This window comes from Chitinophaga lutea (assembly GCF_003813775.1).
Lineage (GTDB): Bacteria > Bacteroidota > Bacteroidia > Chitinophagales > Chitinophagaceae > Chitinophaga > Chitinophaga lutea.
Map to the genome: position 1 here is coordinate 1,896,461 of NZ_RPDH01000001.1, position 21,240 is coordinate 1,917,700.

The 21,240-nt window shown below is 55.2% G+C and carries 9 protein-coding genes; 5 read left to right on the plus strand and 4 right to left on the minus strand.

Features of this window, described 5'->3' with window-relative positions:
• Positions 1 to 22 precede the first annotated feature (22 nt).
• Entirely contained in the window at positions 23 to 1,033 is a 1,011-nt protein-coding gene (locus EGT74_RS07585; RefSeq protein ID WP_123845911.1) for a PorP/SprF family type IX secretion system membrane protein, read from the minus strand.
• 92 nt (positions 1,034 to 1,125) lie between these two features.
• Complete coding sequence (locus EGT74_RS07590) at positions 1,126 to 9,519, minus strand: gliding motility-associated C-terminal domain-containing protein (protein ID WP_158618051.1); 8,394 nt, start codon at positions 9,517 to 9,519, stop codon at positions 1,126 to 1,128.
• A gap of 785 nt (positions 9,520 to 10,304) precedes the next feature.
• On the opposite strand from EGT74_RS07590, the gene EGT74_RS07595 reads away from it, so the two are divergent.
• From EGT74_RS07595 to EGT74_RS07605, 3 genes are all read left to right on the plus strand, one after another.
• A complete protein-coding gene (locus EGT74_RS07595; RefSeq protein WP_123845913.1) occupies positions 10,305 to 12,872 on the plus strand; it encodes an NACHT domain-containing protein in 2,568 nt (855 codons plus the stop codon).
• Positions 12,873 to 12,992: 120 nt separating this feature from the next.
• A complete protein-coding gene (locus EGT74_RS07600; protein WP_246008144.1) occupies positions 12,993 to 13,841 on the plus strand; it encodes a transglutaminase-like domain-containing protein in 849 nt (282 codons plus the stop codon).
• A 25-nt stretch (positions 13,842 to 13,866) separates the two neighbouring features.
• Positions 13,867 to 14,340, plus strand: a complete 474-nt coding sequence (locus EGT74_RS07605; protein ID WP_123845915.1) for a Dps family protein — start codon at positions 13,867 to 13,869, stop codon at positions 14,338 to 14,340.
• Between the two features lie 75 nt (positions 14,341 to 14,415).
• Here EGT74_RS07605 and EGT74_RS07610 read toward each other — a convergent pair whose 3' ends face one another.
• The gene (locus tag EGT74_RS07610; protein WP_123845916.1) at positions 14,416 to 15,903 is read right to left on the minus strand and encodes an OmpA family protein; all 1,488 of its coding nucleotides are present in this window, start codon (positions 15,901 to 15,903) and stop codon (positions 14,416 to 14,418) included.
• 163 nt (positions 15,904 to 16,066) lie between these two features.
• Here EGT74_RS07610 and EGT74_RS07615 point away from each other — a divergent pair, with 163 nt between their 5' ends.
• Together EGT74_RS07615 and EGT74_RS07620 are read left to right on the plus strand one after the other, a co-directional pair.
• Positions 16,067 to 16,822 (plus strand): SDR family oxidoreductase, encoded by a 756-nt coding sequence (locus tag EGT74_RS07615; protein ID WP_246008145.1) that lies wholly within the window; start codon positions 16,067 to 16,069, stop codon positions 16,820 to 16,822.
• Positions 16,823 to 17,087: 265 nt separating this feature from the next.
• Positions 17,088 to 19,760 (plus strand): outer membrane beta-barrel protein, encoded by a 2,673-nt coding sequence (locus EGT74_RS07620; RefSeq protein ID WP_123845917.1) that lies wholly within the window; start codon positions 17,088 to 17,090, stop codon positions 19,758 to 19,760.
• Between the two features lie 136 nt (positions 19,761 to 19,896).
• Here the strand turns inward: EGT74_RS07620 and EGT74_RS07625 are convergent, their stop codons facing one another.
• A complete protein-coding gene (locus EGT74_RS07625; RefSeq protein ID WP_123845918.1) occupies positions 19,897 to 21,240 on the minus strand; it encodes a DUF58 domain-containing protein in 1,344 nt (447 codons plus the stop codon).

Genomic DNA, 21,240 nt, shown 5'->3' on the forward strand with positions numbered 1-21,240 from the left:
CGTTTGATGTTACTGGGAACTTTTATAATCTCGGGCAGATAAAATATTCCGGCTGCATGATCCTGCGTTTGCGGCCGATGAACGACAACGAAATTTCGAAGGCGTTACTCCCGCTGGCGAGGCGGCGGAGATTGGAAGTGTTCGCATCGTAGCTCAGGCCCAGCGTAAAGTTTTTATAGTGCACCCCCGCGAAAGGGGAAACGGCATCGTTGATCCTGTAGTTGGCGCCCAGCAACACATCGCATTCTTCATTCACCTTCAGCTGACCATACACGCCCGCCACAATTTCTTCCGCATTGCCCTGGCGCATATACAGGCCGTGCGGCGTGATGCCGAAGATGTCTGTAAGGCGGATGCGTGAGCCGCCATGCACGAGGTAACGTACCGGCAGCTTGCGGGATTCGGTATCGTCTGCCACGAAGGGATCTTCGGGTTGGGTGAGGTGCGCACCGGCCACGCCGATAAAGGGATTAAAGCGGTGGTTGGGATTACCGTCGAACAGGAGCAGCCCTGCATTGGCGTCAAACACCGTGGAAGAAGTGGCCTTCAGCGATTCTCCGGAAGGAATATTCGGATCGAATCCCATCACAGGATTGTATTGGGAACCGAGCTGGAATTTCGACTGGTCTACGCGGCGGTTGATCACACCCGCCTGCACACCGGCAACCAGCCTGGTGGTGCCGTTCTTGCCCATTTTCACACCACTGTACGATACGGTGGCCATGGCGTTGAAATAATTGAACCCCGCTTCGCCGGCCGACATGTTGAGTGCGGTGATCCCCAGGCCGATGTTTTTATCCGTCGGTGCGTCGAACGAAACGCCGGCGGTGGAATAGGGGGCCCCGAAGTTGGCCCACTGGTTCCGGTAATTGCCGGTGAGGCGGTAGTCGCCGTCGATCACACCGGCCATAGCGGGATTCAGCCAGAGCGGGTAAGCATAGTACTGTGAAAAATGCGGGTCAACCTGTGCCGTGGCAGTGCCGCCGATAAATGCGCTGACTGCTAACAAGGCTATGATGATTTTATTTTTCATGGGATTCTTTTTTGGTTTTGGGTTTTGCCGGAATGAAGCCTGCGCTTCATTCCGGCTGTATTTTGTTGTTGCTTGCCTGTATCTTCAGGAGCTTATCTCACGATGGTAATGGTACCGCGTTTCTGAACGGTGGTGCCATCCTGGAGCGTTGCCCGCAGTACGTAGTTGTAAACACCTACCGGCTGCCGCTGACCGCTCATGGTACCATCCCATCCACGGCTCTTGTCTCTGGACTCGAATACCAGTTGTCCCCACTGGTTGTAAATCCTGATTTCCATGGTATTGATAGTGGTGCCATACACGAGGAGGATATCGTTCACACCGTCGTTATTCGGCGTAAAGGCATTCGGTACGAATATGGTGTTACCGGCAGGGTTATCTGTTCCGCCGCCGCCCTGGAACCAGGCGCTGTTGGCGCATTCGGTAGCGCCTACAGACATTACCATCAGCGAGATCGTCTGATTCGGCTGCAGGCCCGTTACGGTGTGCGTAGTGCCCGTGAGGCCGGAGCTGGGCTGCGTGAAGGTAGCACCGCCGTCGGTAGATACCCTGTAACCCAGCACACCTGCAATCGCGTTCCACTGGAAGGTGATGGAGGTAGCCGTTCTTGAAGCCACGGTCACACTCGGTGCCGGCAGCTGTGCATATACCCCGATCGTTACCGCAGTGCGGGTTGCGCTGACGCATCCGCCGGTCATCGTTGCTTCCGCATAGTACGTGGTGGCCGCTTTCAGGCCCGGTGTTTTGAACACCGGTCCGGTGAAGATGGCTGTACCGCCTGTTGCGGTTGTGTACCATTTGAATTCAACGCCTGCCTGTGTTGATGCGGCGGTGAGGGTGGCGGTACTGTCAGGACAAACCGTATTGGCACTGGCGCTAATGCCAGGTGCTGCCGGAACAACGCCTACTGTCGCCACTGCCCTTGCCCTGCCTGCGCTGGCGCAACCGCCGCCGATCACAGCTTCCACGAACACTTCCATGTTCGCCGTGAGCACGCCCGTGGTATAAGTACCGGTAGCGTTATCCTGCAGCAGGTTGCCTGCGGCATCGTACCAGCGGTAGGTTACGTTCGTCAGCGGGTTCTGCACGCTGAAGGTGGCGGTGGTGCCGGAGCAGATCGTTACTGCGCCGCTGTTGGCCAGCACCGGTGTTGCCGGTGCGTCCGCAGCGATCAGGATTACCTGTGCACGGCCATTGCTGGCGCAGGTGCCGCCCGGTAAGGTGGCTTCCACATACACGGTATCTTTCACGGTAAGCGGGTTGGCGGTGGAGTAAGCCTCGCCGATGAAGAGGAGCGTGCCGTTGATCGGCGCATCATACCAGCGGTATTGCAGGTCGCTGCGCGGGTTGGTCACCCTGACGGTCGGCCGCAGGCCTTTACATACGGTCACTTCAGCCGGAGCAACCGGTACAGCAGGACCGTTGCCTACTGTTACGCTCACTTTCGTGCGGGTGAGGCTTGAACAGTTGTTGCTGTTCGTTGCGCTTACATAATAGTCTTTATTGGTCGTCAGTGCCGGTGTGATGAAGACGGTAGACGTAGACAGGGCGGTTCCGCCCGTGGGTACGTCGTACCAGCGGTAAGTCACACCCGCTACAGGATTCACCACATTCAGGGTGGCGGTATTGCCGATGCAGACAGACTTGCTGGTAGCATCCACCGTTACGGCAGGAGGCGCCGGGTTCACGGTGATGGTTACGCTCGATCTGCTCGCGCTCGCGCAACTGCCGCTCACTGCTTCAACATGGAAGATAGTGGTGGTAGTGAGGCCGGTCGGAGAGAAGGTGGTGCCTTCCGCCAGTTTATTACCGCCGCTGGCTGCATCGTACCAGCTGTACACCACGCCTGGTACCGGGTTCTGGATAGACAGGCTGGCGGCCGTGCCTTCGCAGATGGTGGTGGCGCCTGCCACAACCGGTACCTGCGGAGCATCGGTTACCTGAACATCTACACGGGTGAGACCGGTGCTGGTGCAACCGGTGCTGCTCACTGCTTCCACATAGAAGCTGCCTGCAGCAATCTGTACGCCTGTTACAAACGTGGTACCCGTAAACAGCCTGTTGCCGCCAGGTGCATCGTACCAGTGGTAGGAAACTCCTGCAACCGGGTTGGTCACGCGCAGCGTAGCCTGAGCGCCACGGCATACCGTCACGCTGGTGGATTCCACTGTCGGCGGGTTGAGCGAACCTACAACGGTTACGCTGGCCGTGCCTCTGGTAGTGCTGGTGCAATTACCGGAACCTACCGCTTCCACATAGAACATTGCGTTTGCAGTGAGCGGACCGGTAGCGTAGCTGGAACCGGTGAACAGGAGCGTACCGCCGGTAGCCGTATTATACCAATTGTAGGTAATGCCCGGAACGGGGCTCTGTATCGTAAATGTTACGGACTGGTTAGCGCAGGATGTTTTCGCATTGTCCGCTACAACAGGCACTGCCGGTGTAGCATCTGCGTTCACGGTCACCTGAACGCGGCCACCTGCATTAGCACATCCGCCGCCGCTGCCCACAGCTTCCACGTAATACAACGTAGTAGCGGTTACCGGCGGGGTGACGAACTGCGTGCCGGTGAATACAGGCGTACCACCAGACTGTACGGTGTACCAGCGAATGATCGCACCGGCAGTAGAAGAAGTGGCATTCAGTGTAGCCGGCGTACCGGTACATACGGTCACGTTATTGGACGCCGGTACCGGATCAGCAGGCGCCGCGCCTACCGTGATGGTTACCGGTACACGGGTCACATTACCGCAGGTGCCGTTGAATGCTTCTGCGTAGTAAGTGGTGTTGGCAGACAATGTGCCTGTTACGAACACGCTGTCCAGCGAAACCGGAGCACCGCCCGTAGCTGTTGTAAACCAGCGGATGGAGTGGGCCGGGTCAACCGGGCGTGCGATGAGAATGGCGTTACTGCCCGCACAAATTGCGGTATCGCCTTTGAGTATCTGCGGAGCATCGGGCACCTGGCGCACCTGCAGCGTAACCGGCGTACGAACGGGGTTCACGCAATTGGTGGAGGTCCTCATAATTTCCGCATAGTAAGTAGTATTAGCTGTGAGGCCGCTTACCGTAAACACGTTGCCGGTGTGTACGGCAGTGCCGCCTGCAGGAGTCGTATACCACCTGATGGTGCCACTGGCGGAGCCTGTTGCAGTCAGTGTTGCAGAGCCGCCGGCGCAGATCACGGCATTGTCTGCCGTAACGGTCGGCGAAGCGAGAATGCGGTTGGCATACCGTACATCCACGTTCAACAGCACAGAGGCCACACCACCCAACAACCGGATTTCCACAGCATCGTAAGCACCACCCGGTGCAAACAGCGCCACCGCTTCGTTCGGCGAGCCGAGCAGCTCCAGCTTGAGGCCGGCTGCATTCAACACTTTGGAGTCGTTGTTGGAAACGCCGTTGTTATAAGATGTGATCTGGATGGCAGACAGCACCGTCAGATCGAGTAGACCTGTGGGGGTGGAGAAACGGACCTTCACCGTATCGCCCGCTGCAGCAAGGCTGCCGAATTCAAGGCGTTGATAAACGAAGGTACCGAGCAATCCAACCGGCATCGACAGGGTGGAAGCGTTCGTGGTGTCCGCATCTACCGCTCTCGTCGGGTTCGTAACACCGCAAAGCAGGCAGACGCCGCCAACCTGGTTGGTCTGGCTCGTCGCGAAGTCGCAATTGGGCACTACGTTCCGGTTCACGGTGATGGTTACTTCGGTACGGCCACTGGCGCAACCGGACGGGCTTGCCGCTTCCACATAGAATTTAGTGGTGGCTGCCAGTTCCTGTGTCGTGTAAACCGCTCCGGTGAATACCGGCGTACCGCCTGTTGCGTCGAGGTACCATTTGTAAATGGCGCCCGGCGTGGTGGAGGATGCAGTAAGCGTTGCCGTTTGACCGTATTCAACGATGCCGCTTACGGGAACCGTTGTTACGGTGGGTTGTACCGGTGTGGTGTTCACCGTTACCAGTACGGTGGCCGGCGTTGCGCTGGTGCATTGACCAGCGGCGGCGGCCACGTAGTAGGTTGTATTGGTGGTCAATGCAGGCGTGGTGAAGATTGGCCCGGTGAATACCAGGTTATCCAATGCTGCACTGGAATACCAGTTGAATACAACGCCCGGCGTGGTGGAGCTGGCGGTTAAGGTCGCCGTTGAACCGGAGCAGATGGTTGCGTCGGTCGGCGTAATTACCGGCGTACCAGGCCTTGCGGTGATGTTTACCTGCACGGCCGTACGGGTAGCGCTGGCGCAACCGCCGGAAGATACTGCTTCTGCGTAGTATACAACCGAACTGTTGAGCACCGGCGTAGTGAAGGTATCACCCGTAAAGAGAACGGTGCCGCCGGTTTGTTGGTCGTACCAGCGGAAGGTGGCGCCGGCAGGACCGGTTGCCTTCAATACGGCGGAGGTGCCGCCACAGGTGGTTACCGTACTATTATCCACAGTGGGTGCAGCAGGGGCGGCGCCAATTTGCACGACTGCTTTTGTCCTTACCGGGTTTGCACAATTAATGGAAGTTTTGGCGGCTTCTACATAGAATGCCGTGTCGGCTGTAATTGTTCCGCTCTGGAAGGTGGCGCCGGTGGCCAGCGGTGTACCGCCGGAGGGCGTGCTGTACCAGCGGAAGGTGGTATTGGCTCGTGGTGCAACATTGAACGTAGCGGTGCCACCCACGCAGGTGGTAACGGTATCCGGCTGCAGATCAGGCACGGGCACGAAACGCTGCGCATAGTGAATGTTCACCGCACTCAGCGCGGTCGCTACACCGGAGTTCATCCGTACTTCCACCCTGTCGAACACAGCGGCGGGAGCAAACGTAACTACCGCCTGCTGGTTGCCCGGCAGTAACTGCAGGTTCAACAGGGCGTTGTTCAGCGCAACACGGTCGTTATTAAAGGTTGCGCCATTGTAAGTAGCGATCTGTATGCTGCCCAACAGGCCCACATCAGCGAGTGAGGCCGGGAACGACAGCGCCAGCTTCACACTGTCGCCGGCATCGCTGGCAGACGGGAAGATGAGCGTTTGCTGTACATATCCTCCGAGCAGGCCGGCGATCACGTGCACGGTGGAGAAGGTTGTGGTGCTCGCATCCACGGCAGACGCCTGGTTCTCTACATAACAACCGATGCAAAGCAAGCCGTTGGTGGCGCTTTCCTGGGTATTGGCGTAGTCGCACGGCACATCCGGGTTATCTATCAGCACGTTGGCGATTACCTGCACACGTTGCGCACTGGCGCAGCCGGTACTGGTAGATGCTTCCACATAATAAGTGGTGGTGGCGTCCAGTGGTGGCGTAGTGAAGGACGGGCCGGTAAACAGCGGTGTGCCGCCTGTGGGCACGCTGTACCATTTATAAGTCAGTGCCGGATCCGGCGTATTCACGTTGAAGGTAGCGGTTTGTCCCTTGCTGATGGTAACAGATGAAGCTGTCACTGAAACGGCGGCGAGGCCCACTTTTACGAATACGGGTTTGCGCACTTCGCTCTTACACTGTGTGCCGGCAGACACTGCCTCCACATAGTATACCGCATCCGCCGTAATGGCGCCGGTAGTATAGGAAGGCCCGGTGAACAGCAGGTTGCCGCCCGTGGGCGCATCATACCAGTTGAAGGTAGCCGATGCAGGTGCGGTTGCCGTCAGCGTAGCCGTTTGACCGGTGCAGACATTTACCGTATCTGCCACAACAGCCGCCATGGCGGTGATTTGCTGCGCGTAGTACACGTCTACCTGGGTCAGTGCGGTGGCGAGACCCGTGATGTTGATTTCCACCTCATCAAATACGGCCGCCGGAGCATACGTAATGGAAGCGCGTGCTCCACCGTCGAGCAGCTGCAGGTTCAGCAGGCCGTTGTTCAGCGCACGAACGTCGGCGGTGTTTTCCACACCGTTGTTGCGCGGGCGCAGGGTTACGTTGCCGAGCAGGCTGAGATTCAGCAGGCCGGTGGTAGAGCCTACCACCACACGCAGACTGTCGCCCGGTGCGCTTTCGTTGGCAAACGCGATGCGCTGCCAAACAGTACCACCCAGCAACGCCACCGGTAGATGCAGATTCGAAGCTGTTTGCGGATTTTGATCCACCGCCAGCGCAGGGTTATTCACCGCGCACAATGCGCACACGCCTGTGATTGCATTGGTTTGTGTGGTGCCCGCGCCGCAATCCAGGTTGGGACTATTGGGCCCTACCGAAACGGCAACAGGAACCGCGGTACGGATGTAGCTCGTCAACCCGTCAGGTGTGGCGGCCTCCACATAGAAAGTGGTACCCTGTACCAGTACCGGGGTGTTGAAAGTGGCCCCGGTTGCGATGGGCGTACCGCCGGTAGGCGTGGTGTACCAGTTGAAGGTGGCGTTTGGCAGACGAATAGACGCGGTAAGCGTGGTGTCGCTGCCGAACGGAACAGTGGGATTGCTTGGTGTAACGGTAACAGGAATGAAAGCCGCAGCTTCATAAATATTAAGACTGCTGAGTGCGGAAACGGTGCCGTTGAGGTCTACCCGCACACCATCGAACGTGCTGTTAACGGGAACGACCACACGGAATTTTCCGACTGTGCCGGTGGGATCCAATCCCAGCAGCTGCAGGTCTACCAATGCGTTATCGAGTGTACGCTGATCGGGGTTTGGCGTGGCGCCGTTGTAGGTCTGCACGCTAATGCCTGACAGCAGGGCTGCATTGATCAGCGTTGCCGGAACGCCCAGTGTGAATGCGATGCTGTCGCCGGCCTGGTAAGTGCCGGGGAATTTTATGAGCTGCCCCACTGAGCCGAGCGCGCCCACTGTCATCGACAGGGTGGAGGCGGTTGTGGTATCCTCATCGATCGCATTGTTGGGATTATTCACGGAACAGCCCACGCAGATGCCTGAAATGAGGGGGCTTTGCTGCTGGTCGCCATACGTCCACAGCGGGCCGGGACCGCCGCTTACCGTAACCGGTACCGCGGTCCTGACAAAGCTGGTTTTGCCGTCGGGCGTGGATGCCTGAACATAATATACGTCGCTTCTGCTGAGCGGCGGTGTGGTGAATGACGCGCTGGTGCCGAGCGGGGTGCCGCCGGTCGGCGCATCGAACCACTGGTAGGCGGCGCCGGGCGCTCTTACGGAAGCCGTCATGGTAGCGGTGCTGCCATTGGTAATTACCGGAGCGGGCGGTGTAACGGTCACCGGCATAAAGGCTGCAGCCTCATATACCCGGAGGCCGCCTAAGCCGGCCAATACGCCGCCGGTGCCAATGCTCACGCCATCAAAGCCCGTGGTGGCGGGAATGGTTACACGGAATTTGCCGCTGCTGCCTACGCCCAAACCCAGTGCCTCTAAACGTACAACGTCGTTGGCAAGGGTGATGGCATCGCCGTTCGGCGTATTGCCGCTATATGTCTGTACGGTAATGCCGCCCAGCGCCGTGGCGCTGATCAGCTGGTTAGGCAGCTCAATATCGAATGCGATACTGTCGCCGGCCTGGTATGTACCGGGGAAGTGAATCAGTTGTGAAACGCTGCCGGCCGCACCAACGCCCATGCTGATGAGCGAAGAGGTGGCAGGGTTGCCGTCGGATGCGTTGGCTGCGTCGGTGATGCCGCAGGCCACACAAAGCAGGCCTTCCACAATGGGGCCCTCCTGGCGATCGCCGTACGTCCATAACGGACCGGGGCCACCTGCGAGGTTAACGTTCACCGCCTGTCTTTCAAAGCTGGTAACGCCGTCTGCCGTTGCATCCACATAATAAGTGGTGCTGCGGGTGAGCGGCGGCGTGGTATAGGCTGAACCGGTAAATACAGGGGTACCTCCGGTTGGTGAGGTATACCAGTTAAACACCGGGCTCGTGGCGCGGATGCTGGCATTCATTGTAGCGGTGGAGCCGTAGGGCGTAACCGCAGGTGAAGGCGTTACCACCACCGGCACTACCATACGCACATCGTATATATGTAATGCGCCCAGGGCAGTGATCAGACCGCCCTGTGTAATATCTACGCTATTCATTTGTCCGGGCACCACGATGGCCGCCCTTCTTTTACCAGAAGCGCCAACGCCGGCGCCCAGTAAACGGAGGTTGACGATGCTGCCCAGGCTGACGGTGGATACGGCTGTGCCGTTATTCCGGAACGTTACGTTCACCGCCTGCAACAGATCGAGGCTAAGGGTAGCGCTCGGTATCTCGAAATCGATCAGCACACTGTCGCCGGCTTCGTAGGTACCGGCAAAGTTGATGCGCTGACCGTAGTCCGCCGCGATGCCGATCCCTTTGCTCACAACGGTGGCCGTGTTCGGATCCGTATCGTACGAAAACGTGGGATTCGTTAACGTACAACCGATACACAACAGCGCGTTCACCGGCTGGGCCGAAACGCCGCGCGCGGCGATGGCCCCTGGGGCAAATGCCTGCACGGAGTAATCGGATAGCGGTGCCGTCAGCGGCGAGTAGCCATAGGGATACTGCGGAGCGGTTTTGTTTTCATGGTGATCGGGGTACCACCAGTATTGCGGCGACATAGCTGCACACGTATCTGCCGGCCGGAGCAGGAGCAATCCGGCGACCAGGATACAAATGAGGCGCAATAAGTTCCCGGGAGTAACATTAAAACTCATATACAATGGTTTGGGTAAGAATGAAGGTTTTTTATAGTGGTGTTCTCTGATAGGGATCATACCTGCACATGAACAGGATATGGTTCCGGTTTATCGTTGTCCTATTGTTTTTTCACAGGGTTATTAAAAATGCAGAAAGAATGTCTGTCAAAAAGAGTCGTGCTGCTTACATGATCCCCATAGCTTTTGATAGGATACTTTCTTTGGTTGTATTCGAATAGAGATGCATTCCCGGGACGAAATTAAAAGGCTTGTGGGTGTAAATGAAAGGTCATTCTTATTCATTCCATTCACCACTTGCCACTCTGTTCATTCAAAAAATCCCCTGTTCATTTACTGGCTAACAGAACAAATTTTTATCCCTGCTGTATGAACACCTCAACCCGCCCGCATTGTCACTTTCCTGTCAAATCCATGCTTTATTCCCCCTCGCGTTCACTCATTTTTATTCGGTTAGGCATCCTACTTATAGATTCTGATAAATAAATTCTTAAAAGTTTTTTTAAATCACTTTATTCATGTAACTTCCTTATAACCAAAACCATAAATATGGGCATTCATCCCGATGCATCCTGTTCAGTTTATTCATTCCTAAAATCACAAATCCGCGCATTCATTTTACTACGTATCTATTCATTTATTTCCAGTCCTATATCGCAAATGCTCCATTAATTGTTAATAGTACCCTTATGATCGACCTGTCCTACGACTTTATCAACACCTTACAGTCAGAAGTGCTCAGACAATTCGGTGTTGACAACATTCAACCAAATCAATGTAAACTGCTGGCCCAGGCTATTCTCAATCACACAGGCAAACTTGTTAGTGAAACTACCCTGAAGCGCGTCTTCGGTTTTGCCGTTACCCAGCACAGCTTTTCCCGCTATACCCTGAATACACTGGCGCAGTATTGCCGGTATAAAGATTGGGAAGACTTCCAGGCGCACTACTACAAAAAAGCCTTCCGTCCCCGTCAACAGGCGGACCTCTCCCGCTGGAGCGAGATTAAAAAGAAAGCCAACGCCGTGTCGCAGTACACCACCCTCACCCTCAAAAACCGCAGCGGCATCCCCTTCGAACATACCGCCCCACGCCAGTATTGCCTTTCGCATATCGAACGGTTCCTGGAAAGCAATTACGCCGCCACCGTTTTTATTGCACCCGCAGGCTGGGGTAAATCTCTGGCACTGGTGCACGCCGCGGAACATTACTGGTTCGGGAAAAATGCGCTCTGTCCGCAGGACATCTGCTGGTTCATCAACGCCCATGCCGCCGGCAGCCTCCTGTTAAAAGGGTTTTCCCTCTCCTCCTGGCTCGACAACCAGCTCAACATCGGCAACGGCGATAACTTCCGGGAATACTTCACCGCGCACCCCGACGAAAAAAGCGGCCGCCTCATCCTGATCATCGACGGGTTCGACGAACTGGCGATGGGCGCCGACAAACTGAAGCTGCTCTATAACAAGCTGGAAGATTTTGTGTACTCGAACGACCTGCACCCCTGGATAAAAGTGATCCTGTCCATCCGCTCGAGCACCTGGAGCGAGGTGTTCCAGCAATCGCAGCAATCGCCCGCCTTCAGGCGGTTCTGGTTCCTGGGGGCCGAAATGGACGAAGAAACCAACATCAACATCCCCATGCTCACGGAGCAGGAAGTCAAAAGCGTGTTGTACAATTTCGATTTCGAACCGGAAACCGTACGGCTCTTTACCGACAGCTTCCTTCAGAAGCTGCGGCACCCCTACTACCTGCAACTGTTCAGCCAGCTCAACAACACGCCGGGCCAGACGTTCGTGGATGAAAACCTCAGCCTTTTCGAAATCATTTCCCGGTTTATCCAGAACCGTTTGTTCAGCTCCCCCAACAACGCCTTCAAAGTAAGCATCATAGAACGCCTGCTACAATTGCTCGACCTGGGCCGCACCGGGTTGTATGCAGACAAAAGCGCACTGCTCAAACAGCACCCGGAATTGTTCCCCGCCTACCGTGAACTCCTGGCGGACAACATCCTCGTGGAAGAAAACCTCAGCCAGGAAATCATGTTCAATGTGAAAGTGCGGTTCGCGCACAACTTCCTGCTGGAATATTTTACCGCCATGCACTACGTCCAGACGCACGGCGGGCAGGTCAGCAACGCACTGCTGGACAATGTGCTGAACGATTTTCCGCAGTCGCCGTTCCGCATGTACGTTTTTAAATGGCTGCTGCGGTATGCCATCACCCACCAGCAGGAAACCGGCATCCAGGGCGTGTTCACCCTGCCGCTGTCGGCCCTTGAAAAAGCCCATCTGCTCGAATACCTTGTATTGCATTACCAGCAGGAAGGAAACCCCCAGTTTTCAAAAGTGTTCCCTGCGGGCTATTTCCGGAAAAATCCCATCAGCAGCTTCATCAGCGACGATTTTGTGCATTTCAAAAAAAGGAAACTGCTGCATGCCCTGCTGAGCCTGGCGGAGTCGACCGAAGACCGGCTGAAGATCCGCTCCAACCTGTATATCATGGCCCTGATGCAACTGGACGCGGAACAATGCGAGATAGAGTTGTCCAACATCCGCAAGATCTGCCAGGCCGATGACGCCATCCGCGACATGCGCGTGACGCCGTACGAAGCCTTTTATTTCATATACGAATACCTGAAATTCGGCATCATCAACGAAGCCGCGAAGGAAAAAATATATCACTTCGCCCTTTGCTGGAGTTTTCCGCAGCAAAAAAACATCTCCGTTGCCGACGAAGCCGTGTTCCGCGCCATCAGCTTCATCTTTTTGCTGCTGGGCGACCATCAGCACCTTATCGACTTTTCACAACGGCTCTTTAACGAGCACCCCTCTTTCCTGTTTAACCGCACCGATCCGTTCCGCCTCATGATGCTCTGCTGGAAAGCGCAGGCCCACCTCGCGCTGAACGATGTGGCCGCCGCCAAAAGAATCAACCTGCACGTAGACAAAGTGCTGAAACACTATTCCTCCGATTTCTTTAACGGCCGCCACCTCGAAACGCTGCAGAAAATCATCTCCGCCGAAATCTGGTTCCGGGAGAACGAGTGCAACAAAGCCATCAGGGCGGCCGAATCCGCCATGGAAACGGCGCAGAAACTCGACTTCAAGATCTTTTCCCTGCTCAACTTCGGCGTACTGAACCGGATCTACCATCACCTGCAAATGGACAAACAACAAAAAGAAGCGATGCACAAAGTGGAGATCATCCGCGGCAGCACCACTTTCACACAGGCGCTGCCCAATCTGATGCAACTGTAAGGCATCTTTAACGAATCGTTAGCGGATAATTGGCATAATTTTGCGGTACTACATTACCGCATGGCCATTGATCAGAGTAAATACACTACACTTCAGCAGTTTTTGCTGAATTTGCTGAGCTTGTTGACGATACTGCCCCTGGCGCCGTACATCAACCGGTTCATGCCAATTGTGCAGCTCGGGCAATGGCATATTGACCTGTTTCTGTCGATCCTGATCGCATTTTTGTTCACCCGCATCCTGCTCTGGATTTTTAAACCGCTCATCATCCCGGCTTTTGTGCTGATGGTGGGCGTACTGGTCTTTAATTCCCTCACCGGCCGTTATTCTTTTACAAACGTGCTCAACGATTACCAGGGCGTGGTACAGGGCAACTGGGGTACGCGTGACAGCAAGCAGGTCGACATTCTCAGTCTTTACCCCCGGAAGGTGGAAAGTTATGTCGACAAAACGGTACGGGGTATCCGGGAAAAAGCCACTTACAACGACTCTACCGTCCGCAATTTCGCCGTAGCCCATTCACTGGAGCACTTCGACGAATACTGGCCGAAATACGGCAAGATCGTGCGGTACCTCTCCCTGTTCAAACACATCCGGCAGAATTTCAAATATGTCAACGACAGCCAGCGCGACGAATATTTCGCCACGCCCATGGAGACCATTAAAAACGGGCTGGGCGGCGACTGCGACGATCATTCCATCCTTATGGCATCGTGCCTGCAGGCCATCGGCGCCAGAACCCGCATCGTGCTGATCAGGGGGCATGCGTACCCCGAGCTGTACTGCGGTAACCAGGAGGACTTTGAAACCCTCAAACAGGCGATTGTCCTTTTATTCAACAATCCACCCGTTAAGGAGTTATATTATCATGAAATGAAGGGCGAATACTGGATAAACCTCGATTATTCCGCCAGGCACCCCGGTGGCCGGTACCTGAACGATAAGGTATATGCCCTGATAGAACTGTAATTTTTGACCAAAAACATTTATAATCATGAAAGTTAACATTGGCGTACCCGACAAACATTTACAGGCCGTGGCTAACAGACTGCAGGTATTGCTGGCAGATGAACATGTGCTGTATACCAAAACACGCAATTTCCACTGGAATGTGGTTGGGGACAATTTTTCGGAGATGCATCTTTTTTACGAGAAGCAATACGGAGAACTGGCGGAAATCATCGACGAAGTAGCGGAGCGCATCCGCATGATCGGCCACTTCAGCACCGGCAGGCTGGGCGACTTCCTGAAACTGACCAACCTGGTGGAGCAGGAGTACACCGACAAGCAGACGCAGCAGGTTAAATACCTCCTCGACGATCACGAAACCATTATCCGTAGCCTGCGTGAAATGATTACGGAATTCGCGGACAAGCATAAAGACCTCGGCAGCAGTGATTTTGTGACCGGGCTGCTGCGCCAGCACGAAAAAATGGCGTGGATGCTGCGCTCCTACGTCACGAAATAATTTACTTACGGAATGAAGAAAGGCCGATCAACATCACGTTGACCGGCCTTCTTTTTGTTGCTTGCCAGCAAATTCTTATTCGGCGCCTTTATAGATAATGATTTCCACCCGCCGGTTACGCTGGCGGCCTGCGCTGGTGTTATTGGACGCCACCGGCCTGTTTTCGCCCTCCCCGGAAACGTGGCGGATACTGCCGCCTTTTCCTTTCAGTTTCAGGTAGTCGGCTACTGCCAGCGCACGCCGCTTCGACAGTTCTGCATTATATTCCGCTTCCCCACGGTCGTCTGTATGCCCCACCAGCTGCAGCTGCACGCCATCCTTCGGGATCTGTTGTACCAGGGCATCCAGTTCCTTCAGCAGCGCGGTGTTCAGCTCGCTGCTGTTGAAGCGGAACAGCACGTCCGGCACTACCAGTGTATCCGGCCGCGATGGCGGCGGAGCTGAAACGGTTTCTTCCTCCGGCAGCGGCATGCAGAATTCCAGTTCCACGAAATTGTTTTGCTCCCGGCCTTCGGCGGTAGTGGTATCGTAGCGCGGCTGGTTATTGCCTTTACTGTCCACCGTAAAGTCCTCGAAACTGAAACCCTTCATGTAAATCAGCGTTTCCATGATTTTTCTGGCATTCGTTTCGGCCACTACTTTGTTGTAATTAAACGTCCCCTCGCGGAAGGCGTGCCCGGTAATGCGCACTTTCATGCCCGTGCCGGGATTGTAGGCCTTTATGATGGAATCGAGCCTGACCGCGGTGGCAGGGTGTTCCGCCCTGCCGGCTGCGGTGAATATGCGGTGATCTTTCACTTCCAGGGTAATGCAGCGGAGATACCGCGCTTCGAGCCGGCGGCGCTGGGATTCCTGCTCCACAAACGCCCGCCGGGGAATGCTATGGCGGTTGTGCTGGTTATACAGGCTGTCTTTCGTACGCGCCGCCGCCGCACAAAGCCGGCCGTCGCCATTTACGGGCTCAATGGCGATGCTGTCGATGTAGTTATATATGACCTGCGGCGCAGCCGTTGCATTCCGCATGGTACCGAAGGCGACGTACCCGTAATGACCCGCTGCGACAAATTCTTGTTGCAGCGTGAACACCTTCTTCTTACCGGCCGTTTTGACCAGGTTCCCCGGTCCCAGCCGCAGGGTGGGCACCACATCCGCCAGTATTACCGCCGATTCGCGGAACAGCCAGGTGGTATCGAAGCAGAGGTCCAGCTCAGGCGGCACGTCTCCGTCCTGCCATCCCAGCAGCGTCACCCTGTACCGCCGGCCTTTTTCAAGGGGGCACAATAACCTGGTTTGCGCGTAATTCCGAAGTGGGTTCTGCGAAACATGTATCAGCCGGAGGAGGTTGTTGCCGGCCCCTTCTTTGTAATGATGGTACATATAGTCCAGCTTCAACGCTTCCGGCGCCACGCTTTCCCAGGCCGAAGGAGTACAGGGAGCTTTGTATTCCGTGCAGATGTTCACATCCTCGAAACTGGCATTTGCCACGAGGTTTTGCGCGCCGGCGCTGCAAAGCCCCAGCCATGCAGGAATAAAAAATAATATATGCCTGTATGTTAGGTTCATCAGGATGCAGGATGCCGTTTCTATAAACAGAAATATGCAGATTTTATTATGTGTCAGGGCAATCAATAACACGAATGTGTTAACCGGCACAACTCTTTAGCGGTCAGATTGTTAATAATACACCCTTTACAGACGGCATCGATTATTCAAATTTAAATCATATATGATGGAACCATTACTGGCAGGGAAGGTAGCGCTGGTCACCGGCGCAGGCTCGGGCATCGGCGAGGCTACTGCAATACTGTACGCAGCGCATGGCGCCAAAGTGATCGTCTCCGACGTGAACGAAAAAGGCGGCCAGTCGACCGTGGAAGCCATCCGCAAAAAGGGCGGCGACGCGCAGTTCGTCCAATGCGATGTGAGTAAAGCTGCGGAATGCGAACAGCTGGTGAGCGCCACCCTGAAAGCCTACGGGCGGCTGGATGCGGCATGCAACAATGCCGGCATCGGCGGCGAGCAGCATCCCATCGCCGATATGAGCGTGGAAGGTTTTGACAAAGTGATCGCCATTAACCTCAGCAGCGTTTTTTACTGCATGAAATACCAGATACCGGCTATGCTCAAAAATGGTGGCGGCGCCATTGTGAACATGGCCTCCATTCTCGGCCAGGTGGGGTTTGCCTACTCCGCAGGCTACGTGGCCGCTAAACACGGTGTGATCGGGCTTACGCAAAATGCCGGCATCGAGTACTCCGCACAGGGCATCCGCGTCAATGCAGTGGGGCCGGGCTTTATCGACACGCCTCTCCTCAAGGACGCCAACCCGCAAATGAAAGCCGGCCTGGTGGCCAAACATCCCATCGGCCGCCTCGGGAAGGCCGAAGAAGTGGCGGAACTGGTGATCTGGCTCAGTTCTGACAAAGCCTCTTTTGTAACCGGAGCCTATTACCCGGTAGACGGTGGTTATCTGGCGCCCTGAAGGCGCACCTGCCATAAAAACGAAAAGGCCCCGGCTCCGGGGCTTTTTTTATGGTCCCGCAGGTTTTCGCGGATTTTACCGTCTTACTGTTATTGCCCGGCCGTTCGCAGGCGTTTGTGGACACGGCAGCGTGCTCATGCCCGCCCGTCAGCAAATCCGTAGCGCATCCCTACCATTTATCCTGTTTATCATGCATATGTGTAAATAATACATTCGGGAGAAAGCAGGGTAGTAATTTACGGCCATCAACCTAGAAGTATTTTAGATGAGTATTAAGCTAAACGGCAGCATTACCGCAGCAATGTGTGTATGCCTGCTGGGATGTATTTTGTCTGCAAACAAAGCCACGGCACAGCAAACCCCTTCCAACAAGGATACGGAAACAGGAACGGTCAGCGGGAAAGTACTGCAGGCCTCGAATAAAGAACCTATCCCTTTTGCTACCATCGCTTTGCTGAACGAAGACGATTCCACCATCATTACCGGCGTAGCTGCGGATGAACGGGGAGCCTTTGTGCTCAAACCCGTACTGTACGGCAGTTACTTGCTGCGGGTGGGCACCATGGGCTATGCCCCGGCTTTTCTCAAAGTAAAACCCAACGCGGAAAGGCCACTCTGGGACCTCGGCACCATCCTCATGGAATCCGGCGCCCGCACCCTCAAGGAAGTGAACATCGTGAGCCAGAAGAAGATGTTCACCATGAATAAAGACAGCATCATCTTCACCCCCGACGAAAACTTCCTGCCGGGCGGAACGGGCATGGAACTGCTCGAATATGTGCCGGGCGTGACCATCGACGCGAACAACAATATCACCATGGAGGGAAAAGACCAGGTGAAGTTTTATGTGGACGATAAACCCATTGCCACCACCGGCATGGACGCCAACAGCTACCTGAACAACCTGCCCTCGTTCATGATCGAAAGGATTGAAGTGCTGAAAGCCCCGCCAGACGCGGTGGAAAGGGAACAGGCGCTGGTGGAGGGCCGCACTAATATCCGTTATATCAACATCATCACCCGGAAAATCCAGTTCCGCGGCTATTCCGCAGCCTTTACGGCCGGGGTGGACAGCCGCCGCAACCTCAACGCCAAAATGCGGTACAACCTCAACCTCGCGCCTTTCCAGGTGACGTATTTCAACAACGGCCAGTACAACTCCGACAGTAGCTATCTCAGCAGGAAGAACTTCCCCAAACAAGTGGGGAAAGATACCACCTACCTCGAACAGAAGAACTTCCGCACCTCCTATAACTTCAACCACAACCTCAACGGACGGTACGAACTGAAAATAACCGACAAGGAGAAACTGCGCGGCTCGGTAACCCTCGGCTGGACGGGCGACGGCTCCAATGGCTATAACAACAGCGTGAACAGCGACAAGAACCGCAAACCCACCATGCTGAAAGACCAGGAGAGCAAAAACCGCCGCAACGGCTACCGCGCCGTTACCGACTGGTTCTATTACAAAGAGTACGAGAAACCGGAACATAAGCTGGAAGCGGGTTTCAACTTCACCAAAAGCAACGGTGCGGGTTACGGGAACAACGATTATTTTTACCTGATGACGGAAGACACCTCGCTCCAGCGGACCAAACGCAGGAACGGGAACTACAGCATGCGCGCCACTTTCCATTTCCGCAAGCCGCTCGACAACGGCAAGTACTACGACGTGAGCAGCAGCGCTGACCTCGCCAGCGGCTCCAGCGTCAACCTGGCGCGGCGTAAAAACGTGAATGATGTGGACCTGCTGTTTGCCCCCCGCCTGTCTACCGACTATTCGAATTTCGACCAGACCTACGCCCTCAACGCCGCAGTGGGCAAGCGCAGCCGCAAGCTGGGTTACAACTTCACCGGCCGCCTGAGTTACGCAGGCAATAAATCGGAGGAAATTTACGCGGGCAACCAGTTCAATAACGAAACGTACGAAGTGCGCAGTTCCATGGGCATCAATTACAGTCCGGCCAAAAACCACATGGCAAACCTGCGCTTCAACCCGGGCATCCAGTTCTTCAACCAGCTGGCCCTGCTCGATTCGCTGAGAAACCGGGTGCCATTCAAATACACCAATTTTTCACCCGGTATCAACTTCCAGTACGACTATAAACAGCAGCAGCTGACGCTCAACTTCAACCGGAACATGGACCGGCCTACGCCTGACCAGCTGAACCCCTATGTGAATACGGCAGACAGTTTCAACATCCGGATGGGTAATCCTAACCTCCGCCCCTCTTTCACGAAAGACTACCGGATGGAGTACATGATCCAGTACAAGAGTCACCAGATCAAAGCGGGCCTGGAAGCGCAGGATGCGGACGACATTATTTCACGGTACACCAAGGTGGACTATATCAACGATACCACGGTGATCACCACCAGCACGTTCACCAACCTGGCATCGCGCCGCGACCGGAATGCGTACCTCACTCTCAACTCCCATTTCTTCAAGGCGCTGCAGAACAACAAAGGCGCGTTCAACATGAACGTGAGCGGCGGCGTACGGTATTACAACACCACCACCGATGGCGGTGAAGAAGGGAAAGACGCGGTGAGCGAAAAGTTTGCACACGTGGAAGGCTGGACGTCGCATCTCACCGTGTGGGCCGCCTACCGCATCCGCGTGTTCTCCGTGTCTGTCAACGCGCGCTATAACGGTCCCCGGTACTATGCGCAGGGCAAGCAGGAAGCACGCTTCAACAGCGGATTGCGCAGCCAGGTGAACCTTTTCCAGCGGAAACTGAATGTGGCCTTTACGGTGGAAAACCTCTTCGGTTCCTCAGTGCGCAATTCGTACGAGCTCACCAATACCTATGAGCAGTTTTCGAATGCCCGCAGGAACGTGCGCTATCTCAGCCTGAACATCACTTATAACATCCGGAAATTCACCAAACTGGGCCAGAAAGGGCCGAAGGATTTCGAGAAGGAAGAACCGATGTAATGGAGTCATCCGGGTAATGGATGCTCCAGGTGGGAGAATGTTTTCAAGGGGAACCACTGCTGCATCTGCATGCGGTAATCATCGCGCAGGCAGAGATCATTAGGTGCCTTCGGGGGGAATTCTCAGGAAACTTCAATTACGCCAGCATCCGCGCTTTCAGCTCCAGGTACTTGTTCACCACATCCACGGTGAGATGTTCGGGCGTGGTGAGCAGTGACAGGATGCCGTATTGCGCCAGTTCTTTCACGATCTGCTTCTTTTCATGCGCGAATTTCTGCGCGATCACCTGAATGTAAATCTCTTCCACACTCCCCGCATGTTTTTCATTAAGCTTTTTGATTTCGGTATTTTCAAAAAACACTACAAGCAGCAGGTGGTATTTGGCCAGCTGGCGTAAATAGGGCAGCTGCCGCTGCAGCGCCGAGGCCGATTCAAAGTTCGTGAAGAGGATCAGGAGGGAACGTTGGGACAGGGAGGCCCGCAGGCTCACGCCCAGCCGCTCGTAATCGCTTTCCATCCATTGCGTGGTTTGCGCGTAGAGCTGTTCGAGTATTTTATTCAGCTGCGCCTTTTTGTTGCTGGCGGGCAAAAACTCCGTCTGATGCCCGGTGAAGGTGGCCAGTCCGGCTTTATCCCCCTTCCCTAACGCCACATTACTGAACACGAGCGTGGCATTGATGGCGTAGTCGAGCAGGGTGAGGCCGTCGAACGGCATTTTCATGGCGCGGCCTTTATCGATCACACAATACACCTGCTGGCTTCTTTCTTCCATAAAACTGTTCACCATCAGGGTACCGCGGCGGGCCGTGGCTTTCCAGTTGAGGGTGCGCACATCGTCGCCGCGGGTGTATTCCTTGATATGATCGAATTCCATGCTGTGGCCCAGCACACGTTTGCGGTGCACACCGATTTCGTTGAGCTTGTGGCGGATGGAAAACAGTTCGTAGTTGCGCAGCTGGATGAAGGACGGATAGACCTTGACCTGTTGTTCCTGCGGGAAGGTGAAACAGCGTCTGATCAGCCCGAAGGGGCTCTGCACGAATACGTGCACGTCGCCGAAGCCGTATTCGCCCCGTTCAACCGGCCGCAGAAAATAATCAAACACCTGTTCGCCCATACTTTTCAGTTCCCCTGTCAGCGAAAAATCGCGACGCTGGAACTGGAAAGGGATTTCGTCAAGCAGTTCGATTTTTATGCGGAAACGGTAGCGGCTACGCACTTGGATGCTTACCGGGTTGGGGTCGCCGTTGGAAAAACGTTCTGCCATACGGCGGCGGGCATGCAGCGCATTTTTGGTAAAATACAGCAGCAGCACATCAAGCAATATCATCACGCCCAGCGCCAGCAACACCAGCAGGGCGATGTTAAAGAATACGGGCGCAAAAAACCCGGCGATGAAAAAAAGAATCGCCGCACCCATGGCCAGGTAAAGCCGGATATTGAAAAACAGGGACTTGTATAGTTTCTTTACTGCTGTCAT